The sequence below is a fragment of the Acinetobacter sp. SwsAc5 genome (assembly GCF_013391485.1).
GTDB lineage: Bacteria > Pseudomonadota > Gammaproteobacteria > Pseudomonadales > Moraxellaceae > Acinetobacter > Acinetobacter towneri.
The window spans coordinates 71,545-97,028 of record NZ_JACAXD010000011.1 but is presented as its reverse complement, the minus strand read 5'-3'; the positions used below and the strand labels follow the sequence as shown (position 1 = coordinate 97,028).

The 25,484-nt window shown below is 38.5% G+C and carries 26 protein-coding genes; 11 read left to right on the top strand and 15 right to left on the bottom strand.

The window, feature by feature from the left end; all coding sequences use genetic code 11:
• Nucleotides 1-31: 31 nt before the first annotated feature.
• Nucleotides 32-91 (top strand): hypothetical protein, encoded by a 60-nt coding sequence (locus HYG89_RS16015; RefSeq protein WP_225531235.1) that lies wholly within the window; start codon nt 32-34, stop codon nt 89-91.
• 48 nt (nt 92-139) lie between these two features.
• Here the strand turns inward: HYG89_RS16015 and HYG89_RS08500 are convergent, their stop codons facing one another.
• The 3 genes from HYG89_RS08500 to pyrE form a co-directional block, all read right to left on the bottom strand.
• Complete coding sequence (locus HYG89_RS08500; RefSeq protein ID WP_136144754.1) at nt 140-799, bottom strand: hypothetical protein; 660 nt, start codon at nt 797-799, stop codon at nt 140-142.
• Nucleotides 796-1,656: a PAAR domain-containing protein gene (locus HYG89_RS08495; RefSeq protein ID WP_178867106.1), complete on the bottom strand. Its 861-nt coding sequence runs from the start codon at nt 1,654-1,656 to the stop codon at nt 796-798. Before HYG89_RS08495 ends, HYG89_RS08500 begins: the two co-directional genes overlap by 4 nt.
• Before the next feature lie 476 nt (nt 1,657-2,132).
• Nucleotides 2,133-2,783: an orotate phosphoribosyltransferase gene (pyrE, locus tag HYG89_RS08490; protein ID WP_096901637.1), complete on the bottom strand. Its 651-nt coding sequence runs from the start codon at nt 2,781-2,783 to the stop codon at nt 2,133-2,135.
• Between the two features lie 39 nt (nt 2,784-2,822).
• Here pyrE and HYG89_RS08485 point away from each other — a divergent pair, with 39 nt between their 5' ends.
• Together HYG89_RS08485 and HYG89_RS08480 are read left to right on the top strand one after the other, a co-directional pair.
• Nucleotides 2,823-3,641, top strand: coding sequence for an exodeoxyribonuclease III (locus HYG89_RS08485; RefSeq protein WP_096901635.1), 819 nt, complete (start codon nt 2,823-2,825; stop codon nt 3,639-3,641).
• A gap of 545 nt (nt 3,642-4,186) precedes the next feature.
• On the top strand, nt 4,187-4,534 hold the full coding sequence (locus tag HYG89_RS08480) for a Spx/MgsR family RNA polymerase-binding regulatory protein (protein WP_178867104.1): 348 nt from the start codon (nt 4,187-4,189) through the stop codon (nt 4,532-4,534).
• Between the two features lie 94 nt (nt 4,535-4,628).
• Here the strand turns inward: HYG89_RS08480 and HYG89_RS08475 are convergent, their stop codons facing one another.
• Nucleotides 4,629-5,066, bottom strand: a complete 438-nt coding sequence (locus HYG89_RS08475) for a DUF2147 domain-containing protein (protein WP_004974208.1) — start codon at nt 5,064-5,066, stop codon at nt 4,629-4,631.
• Between the two features lie 154 nt (nt 5,067-5,220).
• Here HYG89_RS08475 and HYG89_RS08470 point away from each other — a divergent pair, with 154 nt between their 5' ends.
• A complete protein-coding gene (locus HYG89_RS08470; RefSeq protein WP_256733966.1) occupies nt 5,221-6,171 on the top strand; it encodes an alpha/beta hydrolase in 951 nt (316 codons plus the stop codon).
• An 87-nt stretch (nt 6,172-6,258) separates the two neighbouring features.
• Here the strand turns inward: HYG89_RS08470 and HYG89_RS08465 are convergent, their stop codons facing one another.
• From HYG89_RS08465 to HYG89_RS08445, 5 genes are all read right to left on the bottom strand, one after another.
• On the bottom strand, nt 6,259-8,376 hold the full coding sequence (locus tag HYG89_RS08465; RefSeq protein WP_178867103.1) for a peptidase domain-containing ABC transporter: 2,118 nt from the start codon (nt 8,374-8,376) through the stop codon (nt 6,259-6,261).
• Nucleotides 8,377-8,379: 3 nt separating this feature from the next.
• Nucleotides 8,380-9,645: an HlyD family secretion protein gene (locus HYG89_RS08460; RefSeq protein ID WP_178867100.1), complete on the bottom strand. Its 1,266-nt coding sequence runs from the start codon at nt 9,643-9,645 to the stop codon at nt 8,380-8,382.
• Between the two features lie 8 nt (nt 9,646-9,653).
• Nucleotides 9,654-10,802, bottom strand: coding sequence for a JmjC domain-containing protein (locus HYG89_RS08455; RefSeq protein WP_178867098.1), 1,149 nt, complete (start codon nt 10,800-10,802; stop codon nt 9,654-9,656).
• A gap of 71 nt (nt 10,803-10,873) precedes the next feature.
• On the bottom strand, nt 10,874-11,200 hold the full coding sequence (locus HYG89_RS08450; protein ID WP_178867096.1) for a hypothetical protein: 327 nt from the start codon (nt 11,198-11,200) through the stop codon (nt 10,874-10,876).
• Between the two features lie 342 nt (nt 11,201-11,542).
• A complete protein-coding gene (locus tag HYG89_RS08445) occupies nt 11,543-12,490 on the bottom strand; it encodes an Arc family DNA-binding protein (RefSeq protein ID WP_178867094.1) in 948 nt (315 codons plus the stop codon).
• A 79-nt stretch (nt 12,491-12,569) separates the two neighbouring features.
• Between HYG89_RS08445 and HYG89_RS08440 the strand changes: the two genes are divergently transcribed.
• The 3 genes from HYG89_RS08440 (at nt 12,570) to istB (ending at nt 15,199) form a co-directional block, all read left to right on the top strand.
• Nucleotides 12,570-12,746, top strand: coding sequence for an Arc family DNA-binding protein (locus HYG89_RS08440; protein WP_178867092.1), 177 nt, complete (start codon nt 12,570-12,572; stop codon nt 12,744-12,746).
• 157 nt (nt 12,747-12,903) lie between these two features.
• Nucleotides 12,904-14,469 (top strand): IS21 family transposase, encoded by a 1,566-nt coding sequence (istA, locus tag HYG89_RS08435; RefSeq protein WP_178867090.1) that lies wholly within the window; start codon nt 12,904-12,906, stop codon nt 14,467-14,469.
• Nucleotides 14,462-15,199: an IS21-like element helper ATPase IstB gene (gene istB, locus HYG89_RS08430; protein ID WP_178867088.1), complete on the top strand. Its 738-nt coding sequence runs from the start codon at nt 14,462-14,464 to the stop codon at nt 15,197-15,199. The genes istA and istB overlap by 8 nt, the downstream gene beginning before the upstream one ends.
• Nucleotides 15,200-15,490: 291 nt before the next feature.
• Here istB and HYG89_RS08425 read toward each other — a convergent pair whose 3' ends face one another.
• The 6 genes from HYG89_RS08425 to HYG89_RS08400 all read right to left on the bottom strand — a co-directional run bounded on the left by HYG89_RS08425 (nt 15,491) and on the right by HYG89_RS08400 (nt 20,755).
• Nucleotides 15,491-16,054 (bottom strand): FMN-dependent NADH-azoreductase, encoded by a 564-nt coding sequence (locus tag HYG89_RS08425; protein WP_004974205.1) that lies wholly within the window; start codon nt 16,052-16,054, stop codon nt 15,491-15,493.
• 166 nt (nt 16,055-16,220) lie between these two features.
• Entirely contained in the window at nt 16,221-16,901 is a 681-nt protein-coding gene (locus tag HYG89_RS08420; protein ID WP_131261214.1) for a glutathione S-transferase family protein, read from the bottom strand.
• Complete coding sequence (dsbD, locus tag HYG89_RS08415) at nt 16,898-18,709, bottom strand: protein-disulfide reductase DsbD (RefSeq protein ID WP_372595705.1); 1,812 nt, start codon at nt 18,707-18,709, stop codon at nt 16,898-16,900. The genes HYG89_RS08420 and dsbD overlap by 4 nt, the downstream gene beginning before the upstream one ends.
• Nucleotides 18,710-18,895: 186 nt before the next feature.
• Entirely contained in the window at nt 18,896-19,666 is a 771-nt protein-coding gene (locus HYG89_RS08410; protein WP_104852730.1) for a transporter, read from the bottom strand.
• A 16-nt stretch (nt 19,667-19,682) separates the two neighbouring features.
• The gene (locus HYG89_RS08405) at nt 19,683-20,225 is read right to left on the bottom strand and encodes an ankyrin repeat domain-containing protein (RefSeq protein WP_004974192.1); all 543 of its coding nucleotides are present in this window, start codon (nt 20,223-20,225) and stop codon (nt 19,683-19,685) included.
• A gap of 164 nt (nt 20,226-20,389) precedes the next feature.
• On the bottom strand, nt 20,390-20,755 hold the full coding sequence (locus tag HYG89_RS08400) for an HPF/RaiA family ribosome-associated protein (RefSeq protein ID WP_004974190.1): 366 nt from the start codon (nt 20,753-20,755) through the stop codon (nt 20,390-20,392).
• Between the two features lie 545 nt (nt 20,756-21,300).
• On the opposite strand from HYG89_RS08400, the gene HYG89_RS08395 reads away from it, so the two are divergent.
• The 4 genes from HYG89_RS08395 to HYG89_RS08380 all read left to right on the top strand — a co-directional run bounded on the left by HYG89_RS08395 (nt 21,301) and on the right by HYG89_RS08380 (nt 25,426).
• A complete protein-coding gene (locus HYG89_RS08395) occupies nt 21,301-22,041 on the top strand; it encodes an outer membrane protein OmpK (protein WP_070155832.1) in 741 nt (246 codons plus the stop codon).
• Between the two features lie 172 nt (nt 22,042-22,213).
• Complete coding sequence (locus tag HYG89_RS08390) at nt 22,214-22,996, top strand: sulfite exporter TauE/SafE family protein (RefSeq protein ID WP_178867087.1); 783 nt, start codon at nt 22,214-22,216, stop codon at nt 22,994-22,996.
• Nucleotides 22,997-23,172: 176 nt separating this feature from the next.
• The gene (locus HYG89_RS08385) at nt 23,173-24,588 is read left to right on the top strand and encodes a DASS family sodium-coupled anion symporter (protein ID WP_178867084.1); all 1,416 of its coding nucleotides are present in this window, start codon (nt 23,173-23,175) and stop codon (nt 24,586-24,588) included.
• A 136-nt stretch (nt 24,589-24,724) separates the two neighbouring features.
• Complete coding sequence (locus HYG89_RS08380) at nt 24,725-25,426, top strand: phospholipase D family protein (RefSeq protein WP_178867082.1); 702 nt, start codon at nt 24,725-24,727, stop codon at nt 25,424-25,426.
• Nucleotides 25,427-25,484: the final 58 nt, after the last annotated feature.

Here is a 25,484-nt window from a genome sequence, read left to right as displayed (position 1 = left end):
GAGAACTTGTGGTGCATCGCACTATGTTGTCGTGTATGACGTTAAAGATTCTGTTCGTATTTTAAGAATTTTGCATACATCACAACAGTAGGGTTAGGTTGATGTATTTACGCACTCCTGAAAACCAATACAACAAAGATCACTGGTAACTAGCGATCTGTTCAATCGCCAACTCATAAGAACTTTCAAACTGATATTTCAGCGTTTTATCTTGAGTAGAATGAATAAAATCTTCCATTTTTTGTCTATATTCTTCATGTCCTGCCTTATACATCGCGAGTAAGTACCCCCACTCACCATATAAATATTCAGAGTCATTTTTAGGAGTGACTTTCAATGTCTTTTCCAGCAATGACGCTACTTGGGCATAACATTTTTCATATTCATTTTTAGGCTTTTTAGCGTAATAGCTCAACTCACATTGAGTCAGTAAACGTGCTTCGCTAAACCTAGTTTTTAACATTTTACTATTTAAATCATAAGCTTCTTTATACATGGCTGTGGCTAAGTAAATCTGCATTTGCAACTTTTCTCGCTCGGAATCATTCTTAATTTTGTTTATTTCAGACAAACTATCTTTCATTACCTTATTCGCATGTTCTCTTTCCCTAAAATTCAAATTATGAATCGTATCTTTATATTTTTTTATAATAGATTGATCTTCTGCAGAAAGACTCTGGGCAGCTTCACTATCTTGAGTGAGTTCAACTTCACCATGATGTGTATTATGTCCATTAGATGAGCAGGCAGTGCTTCCGAATATCAAGAAGGCTGTTAAAAAAATAAGAAAATTCTTCATCTAACTTCCCTTGCTGCGGAATTTAAAGTAAAGCTGTGGGTTGTAAAACTGGGTATCGGGGTAACAACTCCACCGCTAAACGTCAATACATATCCAAGATCTAATTCAACCCTCAATAGGAGTAAATCAGGCTCAGGCAAGGTAATGTTACAGAAACCTACTGGTTCTTTTCCTCGCTCAATACTCCAAACCCCACCATCAGACTTCAATTCTTGTATTTTTAATAATTCAGATTTTCTATTTTTTTCTTTATAGAGTCTTAGAGTTGCATAAGGAGTGATTTTATTTGCATCATGTTTTACAACTGGCGGGTGATATGAAACTGTTATAAACAGATTCTTTTTCTTTAAAATAGATGTAACGATAAAATCACATGCTCCTGAAACTATTTGTAAAACACTCCCAAATAGCCCTTTTTTATCTTCATCGTATGGAGGAATTCCTGTTTTAAATTTTACATAATCGGTTTTATTAAACTCAATATAATAGTTCTCATACTTCCTCTTATTTGTAAAACTATTTATTAAATTCTGTTGAGCACTTATAGGCAGAGTTTGCTCAGTTTGAGGATTAGAAACTATATGATAATTAGCATTACTCCCACCAACAACATGCGACTGTTGCGGCTGAATAATAGCACCGCATGTTAATTTATCCCCGACATAAGCAACTGGCTTACCATCAAAGATAATATGGTCATGGCTTTTAATCACTGAAGACCAACATTTACATCTTGGACAGAAATGCCCATCGCCCGCTCTAACAAAAGAATTGCCCATTTGAGAATTTCTTATCTGAGTAGCTAGAATACGACCACCATGATTAGTTGGTGCATTATGAATAGCAAAACCTCTCATAATCTTAATCCTTATAGTTTAGTCATGACTAAGAGAGTTCTGAAATGTTAATTGATCTTTAAAAATGCATATTGCCACCGAATTGTTAAAAGTATCAATAATTTCATCGCCATTCTTTAATTGACTACTGACCAATAGAGCAGTGATACCTTCAACAACTTTTAAGATTTGCTCAATCTCTTTTGAGAACATCTGTTGTTCTAGTGTTTTGATAAATAATTTGTATAACGAAGTTGATCTTGTCATTTTTGAGTTCGTATATGTTTTTATTATATAATGTGAAGTATAACAAACTTTAAAATTAGTAAAAAATCATAGTACTTTTCTCATATTAAATTTTAATGTGATTTAAAAATACAAAATTTGTCTCACCCCTCAGTCGGGCTTTTTTATTATTTATTACATTTCATTATATTATTAAAAATCAAACTGAATAAAAGCGAAAAGGAAGCTCTCGCTTCCTTCTCCAAAACAACTTAAATCCCATACTTCACACGGTACGCTTCCATTTTCGCCAAGGCATCTTTTTCACCTTTAGCATCCAAATAATTCATTAAATCTTTCATGGTAATTAAAGCATGCACAGGAATTTCCAACTCTTTTTGCACTTCCTGAATAGCAGACAAATCGCCCTGACCTTTTTCTTGACGGTCTAAAGCCACCAATACGCCCGCAATTTGTGCGCCTGCATTTTTCAAAATAGTCACCACTTCACGAATAGCCGTACCCGCAGTAATCACATCATCAATAATCCAAACTTTTTTGCCCTCAACCGCAGCACCCACCAACACACCGCCTTCGCCATGATCTTTGGCTTCTTTACGGTTAAACCCCCACGGCACACTTACGCCATGATTTTGCGATAAAGCCACTGCTGTAGCTGCCACAAATGGAATACCTTTATAGGCAGGCCCGAAAATAACATCTACATTTTTGCATTGCATGAGTTGATCTGCATAGCCCGAAGCCAATAGCGATAAAGCTTCGCCATCATTCAACAAACCTGCGTTAAAAAAATAAGGACTCACACGACCCGATTTTAAAGTAAACTCACCAAATTTAAGCACACCACGTGATAAGGCGAGTTCGATAAAAGCTTGCGGGTTAAATTGAGCTGGCGATGTCATGAGGTGCTCCAAATTAATACATTGAGGTAAGACCTGAGCATGATACCAAAGAGTAGCTATCCGAGTGATCAAAAAATTCTTCGAGTGGTTTCAATTAACGTCAATGGGTTGCGTTCATCGGTAAGCAAAGGCTTACTCGAATGGTTGGAAAAGTCTGAAGCAGACGTGATTTGCATGCAGGAAAGCCGCATCACACACGCCCAATGGACCGATAAATTTAAGCCTGAAGGCTGGCACACGCATCTTTTCCCTGCAGAACGTGCAGGTTACGCAGGAACAGCCATTTATAGCCGTTTGCCCTTTGTTTCTGTGCAAAATGGTTTAGGCTTTGAATTGGCCGATTCTCAGGGTCGCTTTATCAGTGCTGAATTTGATGTAGGACTGGATCACCCAATTTACATCTGTTCACTGTATTTGCCTTCTGGCTCTTCGGGTGAAGAAGCGCAAATGCGGAAAGATCACTTTTTAGAAGAGTATCAAAAAATTCTAAAACAGTGGCGTGAAGACAATAAATCGATCATTGTCTGTGGCGATTACAACATTGTGCATAAGCGCATTGATATTAAAAACTGGTCAGGTAACCAAAAGTCTTCAGGTTGCTTACCGCATGAACGTGCATGGTTAGATCATATTTATAATGACTTGGGCTATGTCGATACCTTCCGTGAAGTACGCCATGAAGCAGAGTTGTATTCTTGGTGGTCAAATCGCGGGCAAGCCCGTGCCAAGAACGTTGGTTGGCGGATTGATTATCATGCCTGTTCACCCGACTGGAAAGCACGCACTGTCAATGCTTGGGTGTATAAAGAAGAATGGTTTAGTGACCATGCTCCCGTGATTATTGATTATAAGATCTAATATTCACACAAATTTCACAGCCTACACGAGTGAACAGTTGTTCACTAAACTGAGGTTCAATTCGCACATAATCTGTCGACTTTGTGTATTTATCTTCAAGTCGATTCAGCGCATTATTGCATCACGGCAAAGGGACAGTCAGGATGACACAAAAGGATTGGAAGCCGAAGGATGGAAAATAAACTAACTGGTTTTGGTTAGTTTCAAGGATGTAACAATGGACGTTAAAATGAGACCCGCATAATCAGGATGATTAAATGCGGGTTTTCTCTTTTTATCATCTTATTTTCTGTTTTGCGCTGTTACTGTTGTTCTTCACTGTATTTTTTATTTTCACTAGAGTTTGTTCTTATCAAGTTTTTCATTTTTTTCTGTTTATGCGTCCCATTTTAGAGCGATCAAGTGTCAATTTGGTGACATCGGTATGACGTATTGATGACACATACCATTTAAACAGCCAATCATTGTTCACTGCAAGTTTCTAGCACTTAGCGCTGTTTTGGGCTAGGCTATAGCCAGTTTGATGATATTAACGTGAAAAAAATATGTTAAAAATTTATGGGATTAAGAACTGCAATTCAATGAAAAAAGCCTTCGATTTACTCAATGAATTGGGGCTAAGTTATGAGTTTCACGATTATAAAAAACAAGGGATCGATGCCGACACTGTCAAAAGTTGGTTAGATGCGCTTGGGCAAGATGTAGTACTGAATAAAAAAGGCACCACTTGGCGCAAACTCAGCGAAGCAGAACAGCAAGCTGCTTTGGCCAGTGAAGCCAACTTAATTGAAGCACTTTGCACTCACACCAGTTTAATTAAACGTCCTGTCTTAAACACTGAATCAGGCTTTATTGCGGGTTTTGATGAAACGGCTTATCGTGCTTTAGGTTAAATTTAAAAAATACCAATAAAAAACCTGCTCACATGGAGCAGGTTTTTTTATATCCTGTGCAATATGATTTCAACTGCACAGGTGGAATACATGCTTAGTTCGCACGAATCCATGTTTGGTTACGACCCAATGCCGCTACACCAATGAAACCACGCAATTCCAGTTTCTTACCACCATCGGCAAGTTTACCTTTTAGCTTGTAGGTTTTACCTGTTTGCGGGTCAAGAATTGAACCACCATCGTAGCTCGTGCCGCCTGTATTTTTCAGACCGCGAACAATGGTCAAACCTTTGAGTGATTTGTTGTGATACGGACCTTCACATTTTGTACAGGCATTTTCTTCACCAGGCGTTAAAATTGACTGAATGCTTGCGGTTAAAGTTCCATTTTTTTGCTCAGTAAATCTTACCGTGGCTTTGGGTTGTTTGGTTTTGTCGTCAATTGTTTTCCAAACTGTGCCGTTAAGCGGATCTGCAGCATTGGCCAAAGCGCTTAAACCTAACAGCCCGAATGCAAGTGCAATTTTTTTCATTGTTTTGTTTCCCTGGTCTACTATCAGACAACTTTATTATTAAAAAGTCACAACAAATTTGCAATTTTTGAATGTGACCGTTTAGTGTACCCTTGTAAATTATGTTGGTAAATACACAAATATCCGATCAAATAAAGAACAAGATGGAAAAATCATGAAGATTAACCCCATGTGGAAACAAATTATTACAGAGCAGTTTTTAAAAACCACCATTCGCAAACCAAGCCAATTTAATTTACCCCCCAATTCTGTACGTTTTGCACTAGAACAAATGTGCCGTTTATTTCCCATGCAAAAGTCGGTGCAGGTACGCGCGCTGCGTTTAGCAGGTCTGCATGCCGAAGAATTAAAACCACAGAATGCTGCAACACAGCTCATTTTTCATATTCATGGCGGGGCTTTTTTTCTGGGTTCGTTAAATACCCATCGAGCATTTTTGAGTCAAGTTGCGGCACGCACCCAAATGCAAGTGATTCATGTCGATTATCCGCTTGCACCTGAGCATCCTTTTCCACATGCTTTGGAAGCCGTGTTTGATGTCTATCAAAGTCTGTTGGCGCAAGGTATACACGCCAAAGATATTATTTTGTCAGGAGATTCTTGCGGTGCAAATTTAGCGTTGGCGCTAGCTTTAAAAATACGTGATGAGCAATTGCCGCAAGTGAGTGGCTTAATGCTGCTGTCACCATTTTTAGATTTAACCCTCACCAGTGAATCCTTGCGTTATAACAGCAAGCATGATGCCCTGCTGTCAATTGAAACGCTGGAAACAGGCATTGATTACTATGTACCGCCTGAACTTGATCGGGCAGACCCGCAAATTTCGCCATTGTTTGATGATTTACATGAATTACCACCAGTTTTAGTACAAATTGGCTCTAAAGAAATTTTGCTGGATGATGCAACACGTTTTAAAGAAAAAGCCGAACAGGCAGGCGTAGAAGTGCATTACAAACTCTACACGGGTATGTGGCACAATTTTCAAATGTTTTCACCGTGGTTTGAAGAAGCCAAACGTGCATTGGCTGCATATTCCTGTATAAACATACCACCTATTCTTGTTCCCACCATACCAGTCATTCCTGTTCGTGCTATACCACTTTAATTAAACGAATAAAGGGTGGAGCTAAACACCAATATTGACTATTAAATTAAATATTTTCTACACTAATCCGAATATCTATTAAAAAGACTAAAGCATTTGATCACTAACAATACAACCATTGTTTAAAGCAATAATACGATCAACCGATGAAATCGTCTCTGGGCGATGAGCAATAATGATTCGGGTGATATTGAGTGACTTAATCATATCGTTAATTTCTTTCTCTTTTATGATGTCTAGATGACTTGTTGCCTCATCTAAAAATAGAATCTTAGGCTTTCTATACAATGCTCTTGCCAATAATATTCTTTGCTTTTGTCCTCCAGACAAAATATTACCCATATCACCGACTAATGTCTGATATCCCATAGGCATCGCCATAATTTCATCGTGTACAGATGCCATTTTTGCACATTGTTCTACCCAATCTTGCTGAACACCATCATCAAAGAAACTAATATTTTCTAGAATAGAGCCCGCAAATAAAACATCATCTTGGGCAACATAGGCAATAAAATGTCTGAGTTTATTAGCACCAAGGTTCTTTATGCTTTGCCCACCAATTTTGATTTCACCATGCTCAGGAGTTAAATTACCTAAGAGCAAATTCATAAGTGTGGTTTTACCACAACCTGTAGGGCCTACAATGGCTACAGATTGTCCTTCTGGAATATTAAAGTTAATGCCATGAATGATCCAAGACTCATCTTCTGAATACCTGAATTTGAGCGATTTAACATCTATCTCTGTTTTTTGTAGTTCTGACGATTCAGGTACAAATAAATAGCTATCTGTTTTTTCTTGATCGGTAAGGACGATGTCCGCTAGACGTTCACCATGTAGACTGAGCATCTTTACTTCAACATACTTATCAATTAAAGAGCTAACTCGACCACCGAATTGGTTTTTATAGGCAAGAAAGGCCATTAATATACCAACAGTAAACTCACCCTCAATGACTAGAGTTGCACCCAGCCATACAATGATAATATTCTGCAATCCAAACAGTAATGTATTTACAAACCCAAACATGATGTTAAGTTTTTGTGTCGTCAATCCTGCATTAATTTGGTTTACGAATAGCGTTAGCCACGTGGCTTGTCGATAGTCCTGTTTTTCGAATTGTTTAATGGTCTTTATGCCACGCATAGTTTCCATAAAATGAGTGCTTTGCTTTGCAGCATGGACAATCTGATCTTCCGTTGCTCGCCTTAAAGGGTAATACCAGATCCAACGAATGACTGCATACAACAGCATGGTGATCACTGCGATCCATGCCAATTTTGCACTATATACGAACATTAAAATTAATGTGAAAATCGTCATTAAACCATCGAGAATGGCTGTAATAAATGATGTTGTTAATGTTCTTTGAATTGCATCAATCGAACCAAATCTGGAAATAATATCTCCTAAATGACGTTTCTGAAAAAAATTGGTCGGTAAGTTAACCAGATGATGAAAAATATTGGCTTTCCATTGTACATTCAATGTAGTTGCCATATGCATGACCACCCATGCTTGCAACAAGCTAATTAAGCTACTCAACAACATCAACAGACCAAAACCAAGTGCCAAGGTCGTGAGCAAGTTTAGATCAGCGGAAACAATCGCATGGTCAATCACCCATTGCATAAAGAATGGACTGACGAGAGAGAATACTTCTAGGACTAAAGCAAGAATAAGAATTTGCCCTAAAGATTTCCACAAGCCTCTAATTTCACCAAATAATTTAAAAATACGAATACTTGTTTTATCTTTTTTTTCTTCAAAATTAGAATCAGGCCATAATTCTAAAGCAATGCCTGTAAAATGGGATGAAGCCTGATCATAGGTGAATACTCTTTCTCCGAAAGCTGGATCAACAATCGTTATTTTTGTTGCCGATACATTCTTGAGAACCACAAAGTGGTTTAAATCCCAATGTAAAATACATGGTAGTCTTAATTGATTTAATTCATCCAATTCAAGTTTTAAAGGGCGGGTCGTGAGGTGCAGCTTATTGGCAATCTTAACCAAAGTTGTAAGCGTTGCCCCTTTTTGGGATATAGGATGCTTCTGTCTTAATGTTAAAAGATCTGATTCATAACCATAATAGCCTGCAATTATTGCAAGGCACGCTAGTCCACATTCTGACGATTCTGTTTGTAATATTACAGGAACTTTTCGACCAAGACCTAAAGATAAACGATCAAGATAACGCATGGACTATAGTTTTCCTGTAATACTAAATAATGGTTCTAAAACCCACTCATACAATTTACGCTTTTCATGCATGATATCGCCTTCAAGGGTCATTCCCACCTGTAAAGGCATATCCTTACCATAAGCTTTCACCATCTGTTTATCGAGTTTTGCTCTTACCAAATACACAGGTTCATTATTAAGCTGTTCTTGTGGTGAGATAATTCCGATCGTTTGTAAATCCTGACTTGCCAATGCCGTTTTTGCTACAGATAAAACTTGTGCTTTTGCATGACCAAATTTTTGATAGGGGTATGCTTGATAACGTAGTAAAACCTGATCCCCCTCTTTAACAAAACCAATGGCGCGACTCGGCACATAAAGCTGTGCAATCAATGCTGTGTTTTCAGGAAGAACCGTCAATAAAGGCTTAGATAAATCAACAAACTGTCCAACTTCAGCATTAATGGTACCTATAACGCCTGATGAATTCGCCTGTATGGCAATATGCTGCCTAGATTGCATTTCGATTAATTCTTGCGTATTGGTCGATAACAACCGCTCCAACTGCTCAATTTGGTTATTTTGTCTATTTTCTAATCCTGACAAGCTAATTTGCTGCTCTGTGAGCTGTTTTTCTAATGATACTTTTTCACGTTGTAATGACTCATATTGAGCCAACTGATCCAGATAATCTATTTTTCTTGCTTCAAACTCTTCATGAGAAATTGCATTTTCATGAAGTATATTGCCATACCGCTGTTGATTTTTTTTAGCTAGATTGACACGTTCCCGCTGATTAGCAATTAAATTTTCAACCTTAATCAAAGTCCCATTCAGCAAACCAATCTGATTATTGATTGTTCGCTTCTCATCTTGGTGAATAAAGCGCATTCGAGTGATTTCATTTCGTATGGATTGCTCTTTTAATTGCGTTTGCTTCGCTAAAGCATCGGCAATACTACCTTGTTCACCATAACTGGCGGTTGAAATTGTAAAAAGAACATCGCCTTTTTTAACTGTTTGTCCTTCGTGCACATTCTTTTTAAGAACCGTACCTGACTGTGTTGTATAAACCTGTATCAGCCCTGATTGCGGAATCAATTGTCCTTGGACTGTACTACGTTTGGTATAGCTCCCCCATATTGCAAAAGCGATAATCACTAAAGCAATGCATAAGGCACAGATTGTTAAATAGGTAAAACTAAATGGACGGGATAGAATGATAGTTCCCGTCCATTTAACCTGTTTGGCATCAAGTGCTTCTTTTCGAAATAAATTAGAGCTCATTTATAATTTTACATTACCAGCTCAATTACATTTTCTACGGATAATTGAAAAAGAAGTTTGTTTATTTTTTCTGGAGGATGTTCTAAAAAGTTACTCAAAATATCTTCTACGCGCGAATAGGGGTGATTAAATAAATATTGAATTAAGCTTAAACTCGTACCATCGACATTAATTTTATTGCCATTAATGATAACAAAGCCTTCATCAAAGTAATGCAATAAGTTGGCATTCAAATATAGCTTTTGGTTGCTATCCAATTGACTTACTTTACCATTACCCAATACATCTAGTGATAACATGGATGGTACTGATTGCTCTGCTAGGTGGTGCATCATAAAACTTTGATAACAGTTTTTGTCTTTGATAATTTCCATAACTTGCTGACTAATACTGTTGATCATCTCTGCATCATTTTGAAAATTAGTAAAATTCTTACGGCAGTCTAGAATACCTGGCATAACATTCTGCAACCAGCGCATATACTCAAATCCTGTCGGTGCAAATGTTGCAACAGCTAAATGAAAGGTTTCTTCATCTAAAGGTAATGGATCATGCCACCAGCCACGAGGTATATATAAAATATCTCCAGCTTCTAAAATTACATCCATGTAGATTTCTTCTGGTTCTTTTATATCTGGAAAATTCTTGGTTTGTTGCATATATAAAGGAAATTCAAAATTAGGCTTTCTTAATATCCAACGTTTCCGTCCTAATAATTGAACAGCATAAACATCTCTAGTATCCCAATGACTTTTATAGGATGATTTAGAACTAAATGCCGCATAACTACCTGTAAGTGTACGAGCCTCTGCGAAGCTACCAATTTGCTTACTAATCTGATCAACGAAGGGTTCATTTTTAATCCGATTACGGACTAGGGTTGCACCATTTCTAAGATACTCATAGAAGACTGAAGTAATACAGCGGTATTCTGTTACCCCCAAAAAGTCATATGATTCTACATATTCTTTTTTAGGTACTTCATAGCCATTCATTAATTTAAAGTCACGATGTGAAATATCACCACGACTATAAAGCTCATTAACTTCTTTCCAAGAAAATTTGGTGGAATCAATTGCATTTTTAAATAGAAAAGGTTTTTGGTATAAAAAATCGTTTTTAAAAGTGTCTTTATCAAGAGAAAAATTTAGCAGCATAACAACCTAGCTATAAATAAAATTGGCTGATTATATCAGCCAATTAAATAAATTTGTAGAATATCAAATTTTTAATAATCGCTACCGTCTTCACAGTAGTCATTACCACTTTTATCGCCTGTGACACTCTCTTTTAAGGCACCCGCAGCCGCACCAAAATTTGCGGCGTGTGCTGTATTTGCAGCGGTAGCTCCAGCTCTAATTGCTTTAATGCTATTTCCTGCAATTCCACCTAAAGCACCAGCAGCAGTATTAATTGCCAACTCTCCCCAAGAAAACTCTTTTCCCCCTATAACCTCTCCCGCATATGTGGCTGCACCAACAATAGCTCCAGCTACATGTAAAGGAACGGTCGCACCTGACACTATTTCCATTTCCTCTAAAGTAATTTCTCTCAAGGTAATCTCCTCTCACTATTCCATTTAATAAATTTCATCAAAAGGAATACCAGTATAAATACTGATACTCCTCTAAAAATATATGAGTAAATACTGTTTTCTAAATCATATCTAATAGCGAACTTTGAAAAAATATAATTCATGAATACGTAGATAAATAAAATAATTAACAATATCATTGCTTTAATTAAATATTTTTTTAGCAAAATCTTCACCAAACGATTGATAATTGCGAAAATAAATTTACCAATACAACTATATACTGTCAACACCTTTTCAACAGTTACTATTTTAAAGAACAATTTAAAAAGCACTTAAATTTATTATTTTTACCTATCAAGATTACGGATTCGTATCTTTAACTCCTTCACTGGCAACATGAACAGTAGACAACCAATCAGACCATAGACCTTCATATAATTGTATAGTATGGGTACTTGGCTGTTTTCTCCAAATTTCCTCCCACCAGTAAGATGGTTGGGTGTGGCGAAGAATAGCTAAAGGGTGCATGTATAATTTACGAAGTTCATTAAATTTTTCTTTCTTCATTAAATAACTATGCACTGAATTACGATGAGGACTATTGTAAAGATGAGCCCATAAACTCGCAAAATTTTGCAGCATTCTTCGTCCGCCATCTCCAATTTCCGTAGAAATATGAGCACGTGTTTCTAGCACATCAACTTTCTCATCTTTATATTCTCGGATAATTACTAACTCGCCTTCAGGGGAGATATTCCTTACAAAGTGAATCTTTTTAACTTTGCTCATAAAAATTTCATGGTCAGAGATTCCTTCCGTTTGAAATAGCTCAGGAATATCTTGCTCTGGTAAACCTGAAGCATCAAATGAAGAATGTGGTGTTGGATAACCATCTCCATGCACCAACCAATCTTGCTCAACCCCTAAGAATTCAGCAATTTTTCTGAGCTCAACAAATGTAGGTTCCTGTTTGCCTTGTACCCAATCCAAAAAGATTTCTGCTGTTTCATACTCAAGCTGTTCTGCGATATGAGAATATTTTAACTCTCGAAAGTTATTGAAATTTGCCCATTGAATAGAATGAACTAATCTATCTGATAATTCTTTTTTACGATCTAAAAGTTGGTAAGGGCTTAATGCCATACTCCCATTTTCTGTGTCCAACTTTTTAAAATTAAAGCTATTTTCAAGACGTGCTACGATTTCTGAATTCATTGACCGCTTAGCATCTTGTGCCTCAGCTTCGATTCTTTGTTTCAATTCAGTTGGTAATCTTAGTTTTACTTGCGAATCACTTAATAGACTCATAGAACATGGACCTTATATATTGATATATAAACCACATTGGTTTAATATAATTAAACCAATGTGGTCCAAAGAGGTTTCTATGAACCCCAATACTCATGAACTCGCCCAACTTAAAATTCGTATTCCTGCCAATTTAAGAAAGCAATTGCAGGAAGAATCTATTGCTCAACAAAGGTCCATGAATGCTCAAATTAACTTTATTTTAAAGCAATTTTTGCAAATTCCTAGCAATGTACAACAGATGAAAGATAACTAAAATACGGCAGAAATAATAGAGACTCATGCGGGTACATGAGTCTCTAAAGTTGTCTTAATTTTGCGGTCAAGACAACTTCATTGTATTGAACATCGATTGATTTATCAATGTTCAAGCGGTTCTTTCTGCCTCTTTTAAACCAAAGAGGTCCAATCCTATGCGTATTGAAACAGATAAAATTAGGCAAATTGTTCGGCTCCTTAATCTTGGGTATAGCCAAAGATCAATAGCAATGCAGGTTCAGGCGAACCGTAGTTCTGTAAAAACCATTTTCGATAAATTAAAACTTTTCCCTATTGATAATAGTGAACTTAATTTATTCACCAATTTAGAATTGTTGGATTATTTTGAGATTTCCCGTATTTGCTCTTACCCAACACGGAAAATCTACCCTGATTTTGAATATATTAATCAAGAACTCAAAAAACGGGATATGACACTGGAATTGCTTTGGCAAGAGTATATTACTCAATTTAAAGAAGGCCTTTCATATTCTCGTTTTTGCCATGTATTTAATCGTTTTCGCAATAAAAAACATGCTTCAATGCGCCAAACGTTTAAAAGTGGTGAAGCGTTGCTTGTTGATTTCTGTGGTAGGACTATGGAGATTACATCTCCAGTAGATGGATCAAAAAGTTATGCTCAAGTCTTTGTGGGTGTTCTAGGGGCCTCTGCGTATACATTTGCTTATGCTGTGCCAAGTCAAAGGGTGGAACATTGGCTTGAATGTTTTATCAAAACTTTTGATCATATTGGTGGTGTTCCTGCAACCGTGATCACAGACAATCTCAAATCAGCAGTCATTAAAAACAACAAGTCAGGTTTGATATTCCAAAAGGATTTTGAAGACTTTGCGGCACATTATGACTTTGCAATTATTCCAACTCGTCCTCGTCATCCTAAAGATAAAGGTCTAGCTGAAGTGAGTGTTCAAATTGTGCAACGTGCTGTACTTGCTTCATTACGAAATCAAAAATTCTTTTCTATTGAAGAATTAAACGAAGCCATTAAGGAAAAAATGGATATTATCAATCGAAAAACAACTCGGCGTTTTACGATTAGTCGTTATGAGCAGTTTTTGGCGTTGGATAGCAAAGATATTTCACCATTACCACTTTATCCTTATGAGCTTTGTTCATGGAAAAGGCATGTACGGGTGAGTGAATTCTATCGAGTTGAATATGATGGGAATCAATATTCAGTTCCTTATACCCATATACATTTGCATGTCGATCTCAAAGTTACCCAATCAGCAATACACGTTTTTTATGAACGTGAAAAAATTGCGGAACATGCAATTAGTCACGGTATTCGTCAAGATATATGTCTTGATGAACATATGTCACCTGCGCATCGTACCCAAAAAGGCTTATCAAAAGATGAAATTATTTATTGGGCAAATCGGGCTGGTCCAAATACTTCACAGTATGTATGCCATATTTTAAATCAAAAAGGCGATCTCGCTAGAAATATTAAATCATTGAACAAACTGAGAAAGTGGGTAGTTGACAATCAAAAGTCCCATTGTCTTGAAGATGCTTGTGATTTTGCATCACAACGACAAATTTATGCCGTGGATCGACTACAACGAATCATTGCAAACAGTGCTTATCAAATCCAGCAACAACCTGTATCAGACGCATTAAGTCATATACCCACACCACACCATAATATTCGTGGTGCAGATTACTATTTCCGCAATTCTGGAGCTGCTCATGCTTAAACAATCCGTGAAAGACAAATTAGAGCAACTTAAACTCAAAGGTTTCTTACGTACAGCAGAGACTTCTTTGGATCAAATGCTTACTCGAGGCACAAGTTTCGAAGAGTTTTTGGACTTCTGCCTAGAAGCCGAATTAAATGATCGGACAAACAGACGAATCGAAAGACTTTTTTCGATTGCAAAATTTCGTTATCCCACTGCACGATTAGAGCATATTGACTATGCTTCTGAACGAGAAATTAAAAAGGCAGATATTGCTCGCTATGCGAATTGTGAGTGGATTAGTGATTGCAGAGGGCTAATTATATCTGGGGCGACAGGTGTAGGAAAGTCATGGTTAGCCTGTGCCTTGGGTGCGGAAGCTTGCCATCGCAGCTATAGTGCTATGTATTTTAATGCAATAAGCCTATTCGATGAAATTAGCAGTGCAATAACATTAGGTGAAATCAAAGATTTTAAGAAAAAGGTATGTTCTACAAAACTACTTATTATTGATGACTTTGGATTGGGTGGTTTTACTCAGTCCTTAGCACCCTCATTTTTAGAAATTATTGATAAGCAATCACAGAATGGTGGGTTGCTCATTACTAGCCAAGTTCCTAAGAGGTTATGGTTTGAGCAATTTCAAGATCCGACGATTGCAGATGCAGTTATGGATCGCATTTTACATCGTTCATACGAGTTAGAAATTTCTGGTCGATCTTATAGGGAAAAAATCTACGCTCAATAATGGCAACTTTATTCAGTTAAGGGAGTAATGGCCTACACCATTCTCCCTATTATTTTGATTGTAGTGGTATGGTACGAACAGGAATGACTGGTATGATACGAACAGGAATGGGTGGTCGTTTTATCCAGTATTTTGCACATTGGCAGATTTAGCAGAGTTTGCACATCGGCAAGATCAGAGCTAAGTTCAACCATAACAAGGCTTTGCTAACCAACCCTTTTAGCCTATCCATCTATATAAAAAAAGCTCAGCACCCTCAAGGCACTGAGCTTTTTTTATTGAAATAGTGGGTTAAATCGCCTGAATTTTTTGCATCGCATTGGCAACAGCTTGGTCTTTAAATTCCGACATACTCACCCCTTCAGCGCGAATAATTTCTACATCATTCACCCCTGTAAAGTTGAAGATGGTTTTCAAGAAATCTTCCTGAAAATCGGCAGGGCTGTTATCACCATACACACCGCCACGGCTACTGGCGATATAGGCTTTTTTCTCACCCGCCAAGCCTACAGGCCCTTGCTCGGTATATTTAAAGGTTTTACCTGCCACGCTGATGCGATCAATCCATGCTTTTAAAGTTGAAGTCAAACCAAAGTTATACATGGCTGCACCCACCACCACGACATCGGCATCAATATATTGCTGGATGATTTTTTCACCCAAAGCCGCTTGTTCTGCATCCTGCCCCATTAAAATTTCGGCAGTTAAGTGCGGAATCGGCTGTTGTGCCAAATCTAAATAATCGACCTGTGCATTGCTATTTTTTGCAGTCAATTGTTGCACAATCGCTTGGCTTAACTGACGTGAAACTGAGTTTTCACCTAAAATACTCGAGTCGATGTGTAAAATTTTCATGGGGATGTTCCAATCTTGTATTCATTTAATAACGCTATTTTAATCGTGCAGCGTAAATAGAATAATTGGGAAAACTAAGACACTATGTTTTATTTTTGGAACAAAAAAGACCACTTTACCGCACAAAAACTTCCGCAGTATTTTTCCTAATCCTGCTTTTTCCAAGTCATTTTGCTGGTTTTTGATAAGGCTCTAAATAATTGACCCACATTGCTTCTTGTGATGCGGCGTGTACCCAAGCCCGCATAGCAGGATGCTGCATCACCCGCTGCATATAGTGTTGGCTGTTGGCACTTACAGGCAAGGCATAAGTCATAAAACGCGTCACCACAGGAGCATAAAACGCATCGGCAATGCTAAATTCACCACACAAGAAACCATCTGCTGCAGGACGTGCCGACCAAATGTGTTCAATGCGTGCCACATCCTGCCTTAAACCCGAATGTTCTTGCCATAATTTTGTACCCACTTCTGCTAAATTGGCGCGAATATTCATGCCACATAAACTGCGTAAATCGGTAAAACCACTGTGCATTTCTGCGCTGATGCTACGCGCCCAAGCGCGTTGCTGTACATCACGCGGCCAAAGTGCTTGTTCAGGATATTGCTCTGCCAAGTATTCACAAATGGCGAGAGAATCCCAAATCAACATGCCCTGATCTAACAAGGCAGGCACTTTACCATTGGGGTTAATTTCTAGGACACGTTGTTTAAAATCGCCCTCACCACGCTCGCATGGAAAGTTCAGTTGTATTTCTTCAAAAGCCAAATCAAACGCCTTCAGTACCAACCACGGGCGCATCGACCAGCTCGAATAATTTTTATTGGCAATATACAGCTGCATCATGGCGATGACTCCTGTGTGGTTTGAAGTTGCTGCAGTTGATTTAACAAGGTGCTTTCGTTAAACGCACCCGTTAAACGCAGACTGCGAATTTCTTGTTGTTGTGCATCCAAAAATAAAAAGGTAGGTGGCCCTAAAATTTCCCATTTATTCAGCAAAGCTTGATGACTGGCATCGTAATGGCTTAAATCGAGTTTAATTAAATAAAATTCTGCAAGTGCCTGTTTTACAGTGGAAGATGTCAATACCTGTTGCTCAATCGGACGGCACGCCACACACCAATCGGCATAGACATCTATAATCATGCGCTGATTTTTCGGAGCTTGGGCAAGTAACTGTTGTAATTCCGTTGCAGTCGTTGCACGGTGCCATTCTAAAACCGCATCGTTTTCCTGCGGCCAAAAACGCTGGCTGTGTTGATATTGGTTATAAATCAGATACGGCACCACCACCAATAACGCACTCAGATACATCGCCCGCAGCGCACCATGATAGCCACTCAAACGATGCAACACATAGCCGACAAAACCCAGTCCAAGTGCCAAACTAAGCCATTGCATCCATGCTTCACCCAATAACGGACGAATGAAATACAACGCCAATGCCAACATAATAAAGGCAAACAGCACTTTGACTTGATGCATCCACAAACCTGCGCGTGGTAAAGCTTTTGCCCCAAGCACACTGGCCAATAATAACGGCGTACCCATACCAAAACCGAGCGTAAATAACAGCAACGCCCCCTGCATCTGACTTTGGGTTTGTGAAATAAACAATAACGCCCCTGCCAGTGGTGCAGTCATACACGGGCCGACCAAAAGTGCCGACAACATGCCCATGAGTGCAGCACCTGCCAAATTGCCGCCTTTTTGCATAGATTGCGCCTGATCGAGTCGATTGACCCAAGCACGTGGTAACTTGATTTCAAACAAACCAAATAGGTTTAAAGCAAACAGCACAAATAACAGACTAAATGCAATTAAGGTTACAGGCTGCTGCAACCAACGCTGAAAATTCAAACCTGCCGATGAGGCAATTAAACCCAACAGCGCATAGACTAAGGCCATGCTGCAGACAAAGACCAGTGCAATCATCCATGCTTTGATGCCTTTGTGTTCACGTACCAATAGGGAGGTCAAAATGGGCAACATCGGCAAAGAACACGGGGTAAAAGCCAGCAGCAGCCCCAATCCAAAAAATAATAGCAAGCCATAGGCCAACGAGCTTTGTGCCAGTTTTTCAGACCACTGCTGATCTTGTGCCGTTATAGGTTGTGCAGCTTCAGGGCTTGTCTGCAAATCAGTTGGAGAATTGGCAGGTGCAGTTGAAAATCCTTCACGAGTGGAACTACTTTGCCCAGCCCAAATACTTTTTTGTGATGCACTTTGATTTTCTAAAATGACCAAACCTGTGTTATCGGTCTGGAATTCTATACGCTGCGGTGGATAACAAATCCGATCTTGGGCGCACCCTTGCCAAGTCACTTGATAGTGCTGCGCAGCTTGGGTGGGAATTTTAAAACTCACCTGCCGATAATAAACTTGAGTGTGTCCATAATTTTCATCATAAACATCTTCTGCGGGAGGCAACTCTAAAGCCAGTATTTGCTGTCCATGCTCAACCTTAAATTGATGCTGATACAAATAATACTGTTCAGGCATGTTCCAACGCAGTTCAGCTTGTTGGGGATTGACCGATTCAACGCTAAACTGAAAGGCTTGTTCGGGTGAGAGTAAAGGTGCTTCTGCGTGTAGGCTTAGCGAACACAATAAAAGTAGACTTGCGAGCAGACAAGATAAGCCCCTATTCATATAGCGAAAAATATCAGCCATTAGATCAACAGCAGCTTGCCAAAAGGTCTGAAATAAGGACTGCTTCATGTTCTGCTCGCCTCGGCATGAACTTTATTAGGATGAAAACGAATCTGCAGCAAGCTTGATGAGTTTAGCCTGCTGCAACATACAACGTATTTTAAAGCTTTAAATGGTTTAAATGGCTTAGAACAAGAACGCCATACCTAAACCTGCATGGTAACTTTTATCTGCACCGTCTAAATCTACACCGACACTGGCATCCAGCTGAGTGCGTTCATTCAGTGCGTAAATCACCCCCGAAGTTAAGCCATATTCATTGTCCTGACTTTCTGCTTTACGATAGACCAATTCTGAAAAACCTGACCATTGATCGCTTAAACGATACTGAATATTGGGAATTGCTGTAACCGCCCAATCGCTATTTTGTACATCGTAACGCATGTTGATGCCTGTTTTTAACAGCTCACTGTATTGATAGCTGACTGCCGTACCCAAGCTATAAATATCATCTTCTTCGCTAAAGCCATCATTGCCTGTGGCAATTAGCGCTTGCAACAACACGGCCATAGAAAGTTTGTCATCATTTAAGTCAATGGCTTGTTTCAAACCAATGCTGACATCGCCCAAACCATCATCTTCAACCGATTGACCTGCAGTTTTGCTTTTGCTCCATGCAGGCCCTTGCCAGCCCAGCTGTAACTCTAAATCTTGCGCCAAACCTGTACGTAACAGCATGTCAGCATTAAGGCGAGTAGTTTTAACTTTTTCGCCCGAAGCATCGTTACTTTCTTGATAACTTGCACTTGGCAAAGCCTGTTCCCAAGCCAGTTTCCCTACAGGTGTAATACCCGTACTCATTCCTGCACCAGGACGATCAAACTCAAAATCTGCCGCGCTCACCTGCATGCTGATGCCTGCCGCCACGATTAACCCAACTGTTTTTAATGCTGACATATTTTTATCTCTGCTCTTAGGCCAATTCTTTGCTCATTTTTGCGCCATAACGACGCAACAATTCTAAAGTCTGCTGTTCTTCTAGCAAAGCATCCGACCACTGAATTTCATCAAAATCACAATCAAACAATAAATCACTAATTGAAGATAAAATCGTTAAACCATCTTCATCTTTGCTGTTCGGATCGACTTTTTCATCTAATAAACGCTGTACCGCAGGAACACATGCTGCAGAAGCCGCATCCCACAATGGGCCGTAAATTTCTTCGGCATCCCATAAATGCAAATTCACTTTGGCTTGAATCAAGGCCTCTAAAATATCTAAATGCACTTGCAAATCTTGCTGTTTTTGCTGCTCTGTGAGTGGCTGACCTGCTTCATATGCTTCGCAGACTTTTTCCCACCATTGAAATAAACCATCTGACCAGACTGAAATTACAGGGCCTTTTTCGGCATCCATAAAGTTAGGGTCTAAACCGTCTGCCAATAGGCGTTGCACTTGGGCAAGGTCTAATTCTTCTATTGCTTGCACCAAGACTTGTTGTTGCGCAGTTAACATGCAGAGAGCTCTCTTATTCAATGTTTAATTTAGAACTATTATGCCCAATAAAGCGACATTTGTATGAGATAAATGTCAGCAAATCGTGAATTTAGTGCATTGGCTGCATGCAAACACAAAAAAGCCCCGCAAAATTTGCGAGGCTCTTGGAATCTGTCTGATCCTTATTCGTCGTCGCCACCAACATCTGTATCTACAAATTCTGGGCGAGCACCACGAGGATTCTCATTTTTCTCAAACGCATGTTCTAGGCTGCGTTTTAAACGGTCAATCGCACCGTGAATGGCTGTATCAATATTATGACCACGATGATTCACAACCACTGGTTTTAAACCTGCTGGACGTGCTTCAATCATACAACGAATGTCGTCATCACCGCCTTTTTCACCATTTTCATCACTAAAATGCACTGAAAAATGGGTAATACGCTCACTGTGGCGTTGGAATTCATTATTCAGTTCTTCACGAACGTAACTAATTAATCGATCACTGTTTTGAATGTTTTTATCGGTACGGATTTCAATGTTCATGATTTCATCCTCTTGCGTTCGTTATTTCTGAATCTTGTTGTGCCAAAATCTTACACATAATTTTATATATATGTTTTGGCGTGTTTATAATGTGCTGTTTTTACAGCATAAAGTACATCTTCAACTTAGTTTGGAATCACTTCCTCCTACGTGAATGATGAACACTTTTAATTCTGCAGAACCGTGTCCCTATACCTTGAATATCGGGCCTATCTGAAAAATATGCAAGCAATATTTATAGAAAAGCAGCAAAAGAATAACCCTTTTATCACCAATTTCAGCTTAGATGCTCAATAAGCGATCAATTTGGATAGCACCATGTTGTTCAATCTATTGCCAATAAGAAACTTGATGCTTTTAAAGGGTTTAGTTACATCTGCAATATTCGCCTTTGCATTTTGACCATTGGTTTTAAATCGTTTAAAAAACACTCAACCCAAAAACTGATAAAAAACACCCAAAAATGACCCGTCAATAATCGAATTTTGCTTTATTTTTGCTAAAGAATCTGTATCCTTGAAACGCTTTTATTGGGGTCTATTTTTATGAAACTTACACATATTGCTGCGCTGTGCGCAATCTCCACTGCTGCAACTTTTACGCAAGCTGCACCGATTTGGCAAGATTTTAGCGTGACAGGTTTATACGGTGAAAATTACAAATCACCTTTTTTAACTGGCGATCAAGAGATTGAACAAAGCACTGTAACTTTTGAATACGCTGCTGGTTTTAAATATGGTGATTTTTTTGCCTTTGCTGACCGTTCAAACAATGATGTAGATGGCAATGACACTTACTTTGAAGTATCACCACGCTTAAGCTTAGGCGCTGTTTCTGGTCAAAAACTTGCCTTTGGTCCAATTAAAGATGTTTTAATTGCAACCACTTGGGAAGGTGGCGAAGGCTTTAACAATTACCTATACGGTATTGGTTTTGATCTTGAGCTTCCATATTTCAAATATGCGCAATTGAACTTCTACAAAGCAGATAATGATAAAGATATCTCTCAAGATGATTATCAAATGACGTTTGCTTACGGTCTTCCATTTAAAGTCGGTGCTGAAGACTTTTTAGTAGATGGTTTCCTTGATTGGTCTACTGCAGAAGATGACCACGCTAGCGAACTCAACTGGACTACACAATATAAATGGAATGCAGGCAAACACATTTCGCCAAATACACGTTTATATGTCGGTATCGAACACTCTGTTTGGAACAACAAATACGGTAATAAATCAGGCATCAATCAAAACGATGTCAGCGCATTGGTCAAATACCACTTCTAAGCTGTATTTTTCTCTGTTCAAAAAAGCAAGACTTCGGTCTTGCTTTTTTATTGGTCATTAAAATAGTTTCCAATAAATATGCATTGCTCATAATCACGCAACCCATTTGTACTTAGCTCAAAACTCCGCTACATTGAGTTAAATTTCAAATAAAAAGCACTGTGAAGCCCACATGCAAAAAACCGATTTCATTATTCTGCTGTTTTGTGCGATTGCTGCAATTTTGCATGGCATGAGCGGTTTTGGTTTTCCTATGCTCAGTACGGCTGCGGTGGCGATGTTATATCCACTCAGTACTGCGGTTGCTTTGGTTCTGATTCCCTGTTTGCTTCTCAATATCTACATGCTGCGGGGCGATGCCACACAATCTATATTCAGCAGTTTATATGGCTACTGCAAAAAATATTGGGGTTTAATCTTCAGTGCGCTGATTGGCAGCTATTTGGGCGTCAGTTTGCTGCTCATTCTGAACGAAGGTTATTTAAAATTGGCAATGGGCGTACTGATTTTATTGTACGTGGCCGATCAATTTCGACAACGTCCTTTGCAAATTTCTGCCTCACTCAAAAATATGCTGATTTTTGGTTTGCTGGCAGGTGTGATTGGTGGTGCGACCAATGCCATGGCACCATTTCTAATGATGTATTTACTCAGCACTCAACACAGCAAAACCGATATTGTGGTGATTAGCAACTTAAACTTTATTATTTCCAAACTCATTCAATTGGCAGTTTTATATCCAGTAATTCAACAGTTTAACCACACTCAATTACAAGTTTTAGCCCTGATTTGCCTAATTTCTGTGGCAATGGTTTATGTGGGCAGTCAGATTCGTAAAAATATTTCTCAGGCTGTATTTAAGCAGATTGTATTTACTTTACTGGGTCTTATGGCTATTTACGCAATTGCTCAAGGATTATCCATCATTTTAAAACAGCCTGCATTGATGGTATAAATCATTAAAATGTACATAACAAATGGAAAATTATTTAGATTTTTTTTGGCTTAAATAAATTTTTAAACCTATAATTAAAGCTAGCTTAAAAGACAGTCTATTCAGACTGCTTCGGTCGTTTGCATCGACCAATCTTCCCTCTTTTCTTTTAATTCCTTTTGACGGAGCGAACTTCTATGGAAAATAACCATATAGAAGTGCCAGCCAGTATTAAGCGAAAAGAACTGATCAAGACTTGGGCCATTGTTATTCTTGCGACCCTGCTCTCTTTCGGTTTGTATAACGTCTTACCCTATGATGAAAACGCCAATAAGGGTCTAAGTCTGTTGCTTTTTATTGGTATTTTATGGCTCACCGAAGCGGTACACATTACCATTACAGCACTGTTAGTACCTGTGCTTGCTGTGGCTTTAGGTATGCCACTTGAAAATGCCAGCAAAGAACTTGTACCAATTTCAACCAAGCAAGCATTAGCAACTTTTGCAGACCCTGTCATTTTCTTATTCTTTGGTGGTTTTGCCTTAGCAACTGCGCTGCATATCCAAAAACTGGATCGTAAAATTGCGATGTGGATTATTTCCATGTCGGGCGGTCACTTGGGGATTTCGGTTTTATCTATTTTTATTGTCACTGCTGCGTTGTCGATGTGGATTTCCAACACAGCCACGGCGGCGATGATGTTACCACTGGCATTGGGCTTGTTGTCACACCTCGATGCCACTAAAGAACGTAAAACCTTCATTTTCATTTTATTGGGGATTGCCTACTCTGCCAGTTTAGGTGGTTTGGGTACTTTGGTCGGTTCGCCGCCAAATGCCATTGCAGCCAAAGCTTTAGACTATGACTTTGCTGACTGGATGAAAATTGGTCTACCAATGGTGCTGATTTTACTACCAGCGATGTTGGTCAGCTTATATTTGGTATTGCGTCCAAATTTAAACCAGAAAATTCGTTTTGAAACTGAAGTCATTCCATGGACCAAAACCCGTATTGCAACCATGCTTTTATTCGTATGTACTGCAGTGGCATGGATTTTTGGTAAAAAACTTAGCGAAACCTTTGGTATTAGCCAACCCGATACATGGACTGCATTAGCTGCTGCATGTTTGGTGGTCATGCTAGGTACTGCCTCATGGAGGCAAGTGGCTGAAAATACCGATTGGGGCGTGTTATTACTGTTCGGTGGTGGTTTAACCCTCAGTGCGATCTTAAAAGATTCAGGCGCATCTTTGGTATTGGGTCAAACCCTTGCCAATACCTTTGGTGATACTTCGCCATTGGTAGTGATTTTTGCGGTGACCATCTTCATTATTTTCTTAACTGAATTTACCAGTAATACAGCGTCTGCTGCGTTATTGGTTCCTGTATTTGCTGCAATTGCAGACCAAATGGGTATTCCAAAAGAAATTTTAGTGGTGATTATTGGTATTGGTGCATCGTGTGCCTTTATGTTACCTGTGGCAACGCCACCAAATGCGATTGTATTTGGTACAGGTCAAATTAAACAAAGTGAAATGATGAGTGTGGGCATGGTGTTGAACGTCATGTGCGTATTTATTATTTCATTATTTGTATATTGGTTCTTTAGTTAAGGATCAATAAAAAATGGAGCACAAGATGCTCCATTTTTTCGCCTCAATTTTAGAATATTTTTAATCATCAAATCATTACCTAAATAAATTCGCTATACTCAGGACATAATAATTTAGACACAATGAGGAGGGTTAAATGGCTAAGTTTTTAAATACGAGCGCGACCAATTTTTTCTTAGAAGAACTGATAAAAAATGCCAAAGAAAGGTTAATTTTAATTAGCCCATATTTACGTTTAAATGACCGTATTAAAGAGTTACTTGAAGATAAAAACCGACTCAAAATAGATATTCGTATTGTCTATGGTAAAAGTGACTTGCATCCTGATGAAATAAAATGGATGCAAAAACTTGATTTTATTCGGCTGAGTTTCTGCAAAAACCTACACGCAAAATGCTATCTCAATGAGTCGGAATGTATTATTTCTAGCTTAAACCTTTATGAATTTAGCCAAATTAATAATAACGAAATGGGTATTCTGATTCATAAGTATGAAGATCAAGACGTATTTCAAGATGCTTATGAAGAGTCACAGCGGATTATCCGTATCAGTGATGAAGTCAGAATTAGCCTAGATGAAGTAAAAACAGAATCTATAAATGAATCTAACGATGATACTAGCGAGAATAATGTAGGAAAATTGACCTCTTCTAAACTTGCAGCAAAACATAAAATAAAAACGAATGAATTACTGGCTCATTTTACCGAGAAAGGCTTTTTGAATATCAATGATGCGGGAAAACACATTCTCACTCAACAAGGTAAAGACTTGGGTGCGGAATTCAAAACTAGCCAATATGGCGGTTATTTTATATGGCCTGAAAATATAGAATTATAAAAATAGGGTTATATTTCGATACTGTCACCATCCATCATCTTAATAAAATGATGGATGG